The 5574-nt window shown below is 59.6% G+C and carries 5 protein-coding genes; 1 reads left to right on the plus strand and 4 read right to left on the minus strand.

Annotation, left to right across the window (positions count from 1 at the left end):
• The coding region (locus tag AC1DLB_RS19785; protein ID WP_477785488.1) for a patatin-like phospholipase family protein at positions 1–832 on the plus strand (832 nt) is incomplete at its 5' end.
• Between the two features lie 51 nt (positions 833–883).
• Here the strand turns inward: AC1DLB_RS19785 and AC1DLB_RS19790 are convergent.
• From AC1DLB_RS19790 to AC1DLB_RS19805, 4 genes are all read right to left on the minus strand, one after another.
• Complete coding sequence (locus AC1DLB_RS19790; protein ID WP_018925184.1) at positions 884–1669, minus strand: outer membrane protein OmpK; 786 nt, start codon at positions 1667–1669, stop codon at positions 884–886.
• 482 nt (positions 1670–2151) lie between these two features.
• Positions 2152–3510: a nucleobase:cation symporter-2 family protein gene (locus AC1DLB_RS19795; protein WP_477785489.1), complete on the minus strand. Its 1359-nt coding sequence runs from the start codon at positions 3508–3510 to the stop codon at positions 2152–2154.
• Between the two features lie 154 nt (positions 3511–3664).
• Positions 3665–4966 carry a urate hydroxylase PuuD gene (locus tag AC1DLB_RS19800; RefSeq protein ID WP_477785490.1) on the minus strand — a complete coding sequence of 434 codons (1302 nt, stop codon included), beginning with the start codon at positions 4964–4966 and terminating at the stop codon, positions 3665–3667.
• Positions 4967–5017: 51 nt separating this feature from the next.
• Positions 5018–5521, minus strand: a complete 504-nt coding sequence (locus AC1DLB_RS19805; RefSeq protein WP_018925187.1) for an ureidoglycolate lyase — start codon at positions 5519–5521, stop codon at positions 5018–5020.
• Positions 5522–5574: the final 53 nt, after the last annotated feature.

The raw sequence follows: 5574 nt of genomic DNA on the forward strand, positions 1-5574 counted from the left end.
GCTTAACAGTTCGCCGCTGCGCCGCTTGCTTAATCACAAACTGCACATGCCCGGGATTGCTGAAGCGATTGCGCAAAAGCAATTGCGGGCCGTAGCGGTTACAGCGTTCGGCTACGAGTCCGGCCAGGCCGTCACGTTTTATCAGGGCGGCGGCACCATCGAATCCTGGTTGCGCCATCGGCGAGTCGGCGTGCCGACCCAACTGACTGTCGACCATCTGCTCGCCAGTTCCGCGATTCCATTGCTGTTCGCACCGGTAAAAATCGGCGAAGAATATTTCGGCGATGGCGCGGTGCGTCAATCGGCACCGATCAGCCCGGCCCTGCACCTGGGCGCCAGTCGCGTGCTGGTGGTGGGCGTCAGCGGCAACCCGCGCGGGATCGATCCGCAACAGCCGCTGCAACGTGCCTACACCGGTCAGCAGCCGACCCTGGCGCAAGTCGGTGGGCACCTGCTCAACAGTACGTTCATTGACAGCCTGGAAAGTGACATCGAGTTGTTGCAGCGTCTGAACCAGTTCAGCCATCTGCTGCCCGATGGCATCTCGAGTCGTGCATTGGGAGCGGCGCCAGTGGATGTGTTGGTGATTTCACCGAGTCAGCCGATCGATGAAATTGCCGCGCGGCATCGCCAGGAACTGCCGGCAGCCTTGCGTCTGTTTTTACGCGGGCCGGGGGCGACCAAGACCAGCGGGGCAGGGGTGCTGAGTTATCTGCTGTTCGAGGCGGGGTATTGCAGCGAATTGATTGATCTGGGGCGGCGCGATGCGTTGGCCAAGCGCGATGAGCTGTGCCGGTTTCTGGGGTTGGTGGAGCCTGCGGTTCCGGCTTGAGGTTTGTGGTGTGGCAATCGCGGGCAAGCCTTGCCCGCGAAGCTTTTACGATCAGAAGTGGAACTTCACCAGCAAGCTCGTGTTGCTCTGATCGGTCTTGAAGTACTGACTGTCCCTGATCCCGTACTTGTCCGACCAATAGTCGTACTCGACACCCACATACAACTGCTTCTCGCCAATGTTCAGCGCTTTGCCCAAGTCGTATTTGATCTGCGGGTTGAAGTGCAGGTTGGCGTGGTAGGTGCCTTTGCTGTTCTTGTCGTTGTCGACCACCCAGTCCATGAAGCCATCGATCAGGATGTTCGAATCGCCCACCGGAATGGTGTAGGACCAGACCGGGGTGATCTGCCAGACGTTGTCACCCGGGCGGCTGCCTTCGGTGTGACGCTGGTAGAAGTTCAGCTGGAAGTAGTCGAAACCAGGAATCGCCAGGTCGAAACCCGGACCGATCAGGTAAGACTCGGTATCGCCTTCACCGAACTCGTACGTCATGGCCAGCAGCACGTCCTTGACCGGGCCGAACTCCAGTTTCTGGTCGAAGATTTTGCCAAACGACAAGCGCGGGCTGATTTCGCCGTAGTAGGTGTTCGAACCGACGCCGGGGTCGTCCTTGCCGTTGTAGAAAATCTTGTCGACGAACATGAAGTTGTCGCCGTATTTCCATGCATCGGCGTGCTCGAAAGTGACCGTTTGCTGAATGCGCGGGTTGACCTGGAAGTCCTTGCCATAGAGGTAGGTCAGGCTGTTGTTCTGCCATTGCAGCAAGTCGCCGGCCATGGCCTGGCCCCCGGCCAGCAAGGATCCCGCGAGCATCAGACTGGTGCACGTACGTTTCATTCGGTTGCTCCCAAAAAGTAGGTGGTTCCACGTTATTTTTCTAAGGTCGGCGCTCTGGTGTGGCGCCTTTTCTTGCTGCTGTAAAAAATCATCCATTCGGTCAGCTTTGGTGCTGTTAGCAAGAGCTGAGCCAAGGCTTTCAAAAAGCCAAAAAATGCCCGTTCGGCTGTTCTAAAACAGTCGATTGAGCGTCTTTTCGGGAAGCCTTGATACTGCCCGGAGCCGGGGTAAGTTGGCTTTCCGGTCAGGAATTAAATCCGGGCTTTTTTTTAGACCGGATTCGGGCGGCCGCGGAGAATACTGACTCCTTGGCCAGGTCTCAAGTGCCCCGCAACAGAGCACTGGCGACAGGTGTGGGGCATTGCTGAACGACAGACTTGTCTGGGTACGAATCATCTGTTGCTCCCTCTTGTTTTTATTGTTTGAGGTGCAGGCAGCCACCCCTGTGGGAACTCGCCACAGGGTGTGTGCTTTGTACTGTGTCAGTGCGTGTGGGCGTGGCAGTCGTTGACGGCTGCGCGTTCGTGACCGCCGAGGATGTTGAACAACAGGTTCAATGCCAGGGCGCTAAGCGTGGCCATGGCGATGCCGCTGTGGGTGATCGGGCTCATCCACATCGGCAGATGGGCGAAGAATTCCGGGCGCACCACCGGGATCAGCCCCATGCCGATACTCACCGCCACCAGCAACTGGTTGCGCCGGTCACCGATGTCGGCCTCCTGGAGAATCTTGATCCCGGTGGCGGCGACCATGCCGAACATCGCAATCGCCGCGCCGCCGAGTACCGCCGGAGGTATCGATGCCACCAGGAACGCGGCTTTGGGCAGCAGGCTCAGCACGATCAGTAAGCCACCGGCGACGATGGTCACCGAGCGGCAACGTACGCCGGTCATTTGTACCAGGCCGATGTTCTGAGCGAATGAGGAGTGGGTGAAGGTGTTGAAGAAACCGGCGAAAAACGAAGCACCGGCATCGCACAGCAAGCCGCGACGCAGCATCCGCGGCGTGACGTCCTGGCCGGTGATTTTGCCCAGCGCGAGGAACATCCCGGTGGACTCGACGAAGATGATTACCACCACCAGGCACATGGACAGAATCGGTGCGAGCTCGAATTTCGGCATGCCGAAATGCAGCGGGGTGACGATTTGCAGCCACGGCGCCTGGTCCATGCCGCTGAGGTCGACCATGCCGATCACGCCGCAAATCGCGTAACCCAGGCACATGCCGATCAGCACCGAGATGTTGACCCAGAATCCGCGCATGAAGCGGTGGACCAGCAGAATGGTGGCCAACACCAGTGCGGCGATGGCCAGGTAGACAGGCGAACCGAATTGGGCTGCGCCAGCACCGCCACCGGCCCAGTTCACGGCTACGGGGAACAGCGATAAACCGATCGAGGTGATGACAGTGCCGGTCACCAGCGGCGGGAAGAAGCGCACGACCTTGGACATGAACGGTGCGATGAGCATGCCGAAGAAACCGGCGGCAATGGTCGCGCCGAAAATCCCTTGCAGGCCGATGCCGGGCATGCCGGCCATGGCCACCATGCTGCCGACCGCGGCGAAACTGGCGCCCATCATCACCGGCATGCGGATGYCCATCGGGCCGATGCCCAGCGACTGGACGATGGTGGCAATGCCGGCTACCAGCAGGTCGGCGTTGATCAGGAAGGCGATTTCTTCACGGTTCAGGCCGGCGGCCTGCCCGATGATCAGCGGCACTGCAATGGCGCCGCCGTACATCAGCAGAACGTGTTGCAGACCGACCAGAATCAGTTGCACAAGGGGTAAACGTTGAATGGCGGGTGCGTCGGGGATGCGCGCTTCGGATAGCTCGGACATGCAACACCTCGGATCTTTTTTATTCTTGTGATTTTTGTATCAGGGGGACCGCAGTGCGGCCGTTCGCGGGCAAGCCTCGCTCCTACAGGGATTRTGTTGACCTTGTAGGAGCGAGCGGGCGGCGATCCGACTTGCCCGCGAAGCTTTTCAACGATTAATGGGTCGGAGCTCCCTGAACAATCCACGCGCCGATCAGGTCACGTTCCTGCTGGGTCATCTGGGTGATGTTGCCCAGTGGCATGATCTGGCTGGTGACCGCTTGAGCCTGGATGCGGGCAGCGTTTTGGCGGATCTGTTCTGGCGTATCGAACATCACGCCGGCCGGTGCGGCACTGAACAGCGGGCTGGTGGGTTTGGCCGAGTGACAGACCGCACAACGTTCCTGAATGACGCTGTGAACCTTGTCGAACGTCGGGCCCTGATTCGAGGCTTGGGCCGGTGCAGCGGCAGGCGCATCAGGTTTCGCCGCTTCAGGTTTGGCACCACCGCCGAGGGCGGTTTCCGGCAGCGGCTGGTACTCGATGGTCCCAGGAGCCTTGGCCACTTCAGGTGCGCTGGACATCGGCGCCGGGCCGGTCACGTAGGCCAGGCAAATCATGCCGACCGCCGCAACGGGCAGGGTCCAGGCGAATTTGTGGCTGTCGTGACGGGTGTTGAAGTAGTGACGCACCAACACCGCCAGCACCGCGATCCCGGCCAGGATCAGCCAGTTGTATTGGCTGCCGTAGGTGCTCGGGAAGTGGTTGCTGATCATGATGAACAGCACCGGCAAGGTGAAGTAGTTGTTGTGCCGCGAACGCAGCAAACCTTTGGCCGGCAGCGCCGGATCGGGCGTGCGGTTTTCGGCGATCGCCGCCACCAGTGCGCGCTGGGCCGGCATGATGATGCGGAACACGTTGCCGACCATGATGGTGCCGATGATCGCGCCGACGTGCAGGTACGCGCCACGACCGCTGAACACTTTGCTGAAACCGTAGGCGGCGCCGATGATCAGCACGAACAGAATAAAGYCGAGCAGGGCAGGGCGTTTGCCCAGGGCCGAGTCGCAGAGGAAGGAGTAGATGAACCAGCTGATGAACAACGAGCCGAGGCCGATGGCCACGCCTTCAGGGCCGCTCAGGGTGCTGCCCGGTGCCAGCAGGTACAGCGTCGGGTTGGAGTAGAACACCACGCACAGCAGCGCGATCCCCGACAACCAAGTGAAATAGGCTTCCCATTTGAACCAGTGCAGGTTGTCCGGCATGGTCGGTGGAGCCAGTTTGTATTTTTCCAGGTGGTAGATACCGCCGCCATGGATTGCCCACAAATCGCCCGCCAGGCCGTTTTTCGGGTTGACCCGATTGAGGTTGTTTTCCAGCCAGACGAAATAGAACGACGCGCCGATCCAGGCCACGCCAGTGATCATGTGAACCCAGCGCACGCTCAGGTTCAGCCATTCCAACAGATGTGCTTCCACAGTCTTTACCTCTCGCCTGTCACCCTTGTTGTCGAGTGATCAGACCTTCTCTTATTGGTGGGGGGCGAGGATCAAACACTCATCCTCTTGGAAAAAATGCTCATCGCAGTTATTGCCTGTGCCACTGCGATCAACCACCAGGAAGTCATCCCGCTTTTCGATCGTCAGCACCGGGTGGTGCCAGACGCCGCGATGGTAATTAATGCCCTGCCTGCCGTTGGTGACGAAGGCGCGGACCAAGCCTGATACAGGTGCATCGCCAAGTGGCGCGACCACGATCAGAAAGGGGTTGCCGAGCAGCGGAATGAACGCCTGACTGCCCAGCGGATGGCGCTCCAGCATGCGTACCGTCAGCGGCATGTCCTGCGCGTCGGCGCGGAAGATGCTGATGATCGCCTTGTCCTCTGGCGTGGCGGTTTCCACCGTCGCCAGTTTGTGGAAGCGCATGGTCGAACCGTTGTTGATCATGAAGTGATCGCTGCCGTCGGTTTCGATCACGTCACCGAAAGGGGCGAAGGCTTCTTTGGTCAGCGGTTCAATCGTCAATGTGCGCATGCTGGTCTTCTTAATCTCGAATGTGTTGGGGTACTGCTTTTGTAGGAGCCGGC

The sequence above is a fragment of the Pseudomonas sp. 05N434 genome, from assembly GCF_056396965.1.

Excerpts from the sequence above, each read along its gene's own strand:
- AC1DLB_RS19805 (WP_018925187.1), bottom strand. The coding sequence starts at position 5,521 with ATGCGCACATTGACGATTGAACCGCTGACCAAAGAAGCCTTCGCCCCT.
- AC1DLB_RS19790 (WP_018925184.1), bottom strand. The coding sequence starts at position 1,669 with ATGAAACGTACGTGCACCAGTCTGATGCTCGCGGGATCCTTGCTGGCC.